The organism is Candidatus Culexarchaeum yellowstonense (genome assembly GCF_024707025.1).
GTDB lineage: Archaea > Thermoproteota > Methanomethylicia > Culexarchaeales > Culexarchaeaceae > Culexarchaeum.
Window position 1 is genome coordinate 1 of record NZ_JANGFQ010000109.1, and the last position, 4,338, is coordinate 4,338.

The 4,338-nt window shown below is 38.1% G+C and carries 5 protein-coding genes; 3 read left to right on the forward strand and 2 right to left on the reverse strand.

Annotated elements, in window-relative coordinates:
• Positions 1–415: 415 nt before the first annotated feature.
• Positions 416–928 (reverse strand): hypothetical protein, encoded by a 513-nt coding sequence (locus MRT15_RS09120; RefSeq protein ID WP_304329777.1) that lies wholly within the window; start codon positions 926–928, stop codon positions 416–418.
• Positions 929–1,027: 99 nt separating this feature from the next.
• Between MRT15_RS09120 and MRT15_RS09125 the strand changes: the two genes are divergently transcribed.
• The 3 genes from MRT15_RS09125 to MRT15_RS09135 all read left to right on the forward strand — a co-directional run bounded on the left by MRT15_RS09125 (position 1,028) and on the right by MRT15_RS09135 (position 3,601).
• Complete coding sequence (locus MRT15_RS09125; protein WP_304329778.1) at positions 1,028–2,410, forward strand: TrpB-like pyridoxal phosphate-dependent enzyme; 1,383 nt, start codon at positions 1,028–1,030, stop codon at positions 2,408–2,410.
• A gap of 159 nt (positions 2,411–2,569) precedes the next feature.
• Positions 2,570–3,094 carry a hypothetical protein gene (locus MRT15_RS09130; protein WP_304329779.1) on the forward strand — a complete coding sequence of 175 codons (525 nt, stop codon included), beginning with the start codon at positions 2,570–2,572 and terminating at the stop codon, positions 3,092–3,094.
• A 132-nt stretch (positions 3,095–3,226) separates the two neighbouring features.
• Positions 3,227–3,601, forward strand: a complete 375-nt coding sequence (locus MRT15_RS09135) for a retropepsin-like aspartic protease (RefSeq protein WP_304329780.1) — start codon at positions 3,227–3,229, stop codon at positions 3,599–3,601.
• Positions 3,602–3,641: 40 nt separating this feature from the next.
• Here MRT15_RS09135 and MRT15_RS09140 read toward each other — a convergent pair.
• The coding region (locus tag MRT15_RS09140; protein ID WP_304329781.1) for a class I SAM-dependent methyltransferase at positions 3,642–4,338 on the reverse strand (697 nt) is incomplete at its 5' end.

The following is a 4,338-nucleotide window of genomic DNA, read 5'->3' on the forward strand; positions in this document are numbered from 1 at the left end:
TCGGACACTTCTTAACAACGTATCCTCCACCACTTTTCGATCTTTATCTGAAAACTTGCAGCTTTGCCCTCTCATGCGCTCTGAAATTTCTGATTCTAGTTGATTGAAGTCTCTCCCTTTAATATCTATCAAAACACTAGTTACAACCTTTATTCTAATGGAAAGATTATCGTATTTACCTATACAGTTAAAAATCAATTCTGATCAAATAAATTTGGAAATTAAGTCATTTTAATTTTTCCGCACATCTACTGCTGTCAGTTCAACCATTAGCATTTCATTAAACTTTCGCACTCTCTAATTTGCATATTAATATGCATTAATCTCATACCCCATCTTAGGTTAAAAAAAAAGTGAATGAAGGAGTTATAATTGTGTTAAGCGGAAGATTTTAAGGGATGACTGTATAATTGCTTTAGCTTATAGACACACATTTTATTACTGGATGTTGAAGGATTTTTTCTATTACTTCGCTTGGAATAGGTTTAGATACAACTACGTAAAGCTTGGGTTCTTCGTATATGTTTGGGTCTTCAGCAATCACCTGTAGAATATTTATATCCTTTTCTGCTAAAGCATTTGCAACCCATGCAAGTATTCCAGGTTTGTCCTCGTAAATTTCCACGATGAGGCACCTATAACCCATTAAACGTGACACAGAGACAAAGGAGGGGCCTGCTGGTCTAAGTTTTGAGAAAAACTCACTTAGAAATTCATCTTGATTTATCTGCCTAAGTGTTTCAATAACAATTCTCCTATCCACGCCTGCCTCTTCAGCAATGGAGCTGGTAGTCGCCTTTATTTTCTCTCCAATATATACGTCTTCCCCCCTAACACTAAGTCCATACTTTAGAAGACTTTTAATAACTTGCATTCTCTTTCCAGAACCTATAACCTCATTTACCCTCGTCCAAAATGATTTATCCATAATTATTTATGATGAAATACTACCATTTATACCCATCTTTTGTCAAAAATAGAGGAGAAAGAAACATTTATATACAAGTATGATCATTTTAGTTATACTATGAACAAAAAGATATACTTGGATGAAAGCGAAATGCCACGTGAATGGTACAATATACTTCCAGACTTACCAGAACCTTTGCCACCACCACTCAACCCTGCTACTGGTAAGCCTGTTTCACCAAAAGATCTTGAACCGATATTTTCAAAGGAATTGATAAGGCAAGAAATGTCACAGGAAAGATTTATCCCTATACCAAATGAAGTACTGGAAGTATACAGAATATGGAGACCAACTCCCCTTATACGTGCATATCGACTCGAAAGAGCACTAAAGACGCCGGCAAGAATATACTACAAGCATGAAGGGGTAAGCCCGCCTGGAAGCCACAAGCCCAACACAGCTGTTGCACAGGCATATTACAATTTTCGAGAAGGCGTAGAGAGAGTAGTTACTGAGACTGGTGCTGGACAATGGGGTTCCGCTTTATCCTTTGCCACAATGTTTTTCGGCTTAAAGCTCACCGTATACTTTGTTAAAGTAAGCTACATGCAGAAGCCTTACAGGGTAGCTTTAATGAGAGCTTGGGGTGCAGAAGTTGTTCCAAGCCCCAGTAATAAGACAAAGTATGGTAGAAGCATTTTGGAGAAAGACCCAAACAACCCTGGATCCTTGGGTATAGCGATAAGTGAAGCTTTAGAAGATGCTACATCACATGAAAACACTAAGTATTGCCTTGGAAGTGTCCTAAACCACGTATGTTTACACCAGACAATAGTGGGTCTAGAAGCTATTCGGCAACTCGAACTCTTAGATGAATTTCCAGATGTAGTTATTGGCTGTATTGGTGGTGGAAGCAACTATGCGGGTATATCATATCCATTCTATCACTTAGTTAAAGCAGGTAAAGCCCCCAAGAAAATAAGGTTCATCGCAGTGGAGCCCACAGCCTGCCCCTCCATGACAAAGGGTGTATACATGTATGATTACGGAGATACTGCTGGATTAACACCACTCATTAAAATGCATACCCTCGGACACAACTTTGTTCCCCCACCCATTCACGCTGGTGGGTTAAGATACCATGGTAAAGCGCCTTCCATGTGCCTCCTAAAGGAAGCTGGAATCTATGAGAGCATTGCCTACAATCAAGTGGAAGTCTTTGAAGCAGCTAGACTGTTTGCGCAGACAGAAGGGATAATTCCTGCACCTGAAACTGCTCATGCAATTAAAGCTGTGATAGATGAAGCCATAAAATGTAAACAAACAGGTGAAGAAAAAGTGATCTTATTCAATTTTAGCGGACATGGACTACTGGATTTAGCTGCATACCAAGACTTTCTAGACGGAAAACTCCAAGCCTATGAATACCCCATCGAGGAAATTCAGAAATCAATAGAGAGGATAAAAAGACTTCTATTAGAGAGAGGTATAACACCGTAAAACACTAAAAATATTATTACTCTACTAAATCCCTTTTTTACTTCACGCCCAAGGAAATGATATTGTTTAAAGAATATTTCGTAGTATAGGGAAGAATGGCAATAACTATTGCTCATGGAAAGGATTTATACAGCTTAAACCATAGTAATTTCATCGATCATGCCATTCACACCCTTCCATATAGGTCCAGGATTAGGCTTAGGTTTACCATTGAGGAAACATATGCATGCACCAACATTCATACTGGCAAATATAATTGTTGATATTGAACCACTCATAGTTATCATCTTTAATTTGAGATATCCATTACATGGATACCTACACACCCTCCTATCCGCCTTCATAGCTGGACTAATACTTGGCTATGCCATTTATCTACTCGAAGAACCCCTAAAACCATTATACAAGAAGCTTCTACTGGAGGGGGATGGAAACTTAAATTTGAAATCATTCATAATTGCAGGAATCTTTGGAATGGAGCTACATGTCCTCCTAGATTCACCATTATACGGGGACATAAAACCATTATACCCATTAACAATAAACCCACTCTACAATCCAAAACTAACCCCAGAAATATATGATATATGCGTCTGGATGGGAATACTTGGATTGGCATACTACATATGGTTGATAGGCCTAGCAATGTATAAGAAAATCATCTTCGTAAGTCATGATAAATAGTTATGAAAATAAGTGTTCAAGATAGGTTTTGAATGTGATTAAACATTAATGATTCGCCTTAAAAGTTTGATTGAGTAAATAGTGTAATTTAAAGATTTTATATATTTGCATGCCTATTTAAAGGTGGTAGCTATGGTTAAGGTTGAGAAGAAAATTAAAGTGTATAAGGATGGAAGAGTTGAGGAAGCTAAAACGTTATTCGACACTGGATCCAGAGGGAGCTACATTAGCAAAATTTTCGCTGAGAAAATTGGATATGAGCCTCTAAAGGAGCCTAAAGAAATACCCTTAGCCGTGAAGGGGAAATATGCCAAGTTGATTGGATGGGTTGTAGTTGATTTAGAAGTTGAAGGATATGTATTACCAGAGAAGGAGGTACTTGGAGTTATTGATGGTTTGCTCACGGACGTAATAATAGGTTTGAACATAATGGAGAAGTATGGAGTATACATTGAGGATGACGAGATAAAGTTTAAGCATATACCGCCAACATCAATGATAATTTGAATGGCAGGTAGTTTAGCGTATTGTTAGTCTAATGTCGCTGTTATTTTGGGACTTGCTTCCTTTTTACGTATTCTATTAGTATGGCTTTTGACATTTTCCCATGATCATATACTGGTGATACTCCCACCTCGGAGCATATTTCGAATCCAACTTTATTCATGCTGGCTTTTATCAATTCGAATGGTGCCACATACTCTTGATCTATTATGAATAGATACCCCTCCTCCCGTAATACTCGATGAAATTCTCTTAAGATCTCTAACATCTGGTTTTGCGGGATTTCATGTAGAGTCCATACACAAAATATTGCATCAAAGTATCCATCTGGAAATGGGATTGTGCCACCATCAATTGATTGGAAATATACTTTGCACTTAAGATTCTCAGCAAGTTTATTTGCAATTTGAATAGCTTCTGGGGATATGTCAACACCATAGACTTCAAAGCCTCTCATTGCAAGTGAGCAGCTGAGAAGCCCTTGACCACACCCAAAATCAAGAATTCTCGAATGAGGCTTCAATAACCCAGCAACCTTCTCCACAATAATCCTATGCCCACCAAACAGGAATGACAGCGAACTCCTCAAATCATCAACGCTCAACTTACTCCTAACCAACACTGAAAGTATATAAAACACTCCTACTGGAAAAGCATAATCCTTTAATAAAGTGAAAATATGCTCCTCATCATACCCCTTATCCATCAAATACTGAATTTCAGCCACACATGAAGCAGCC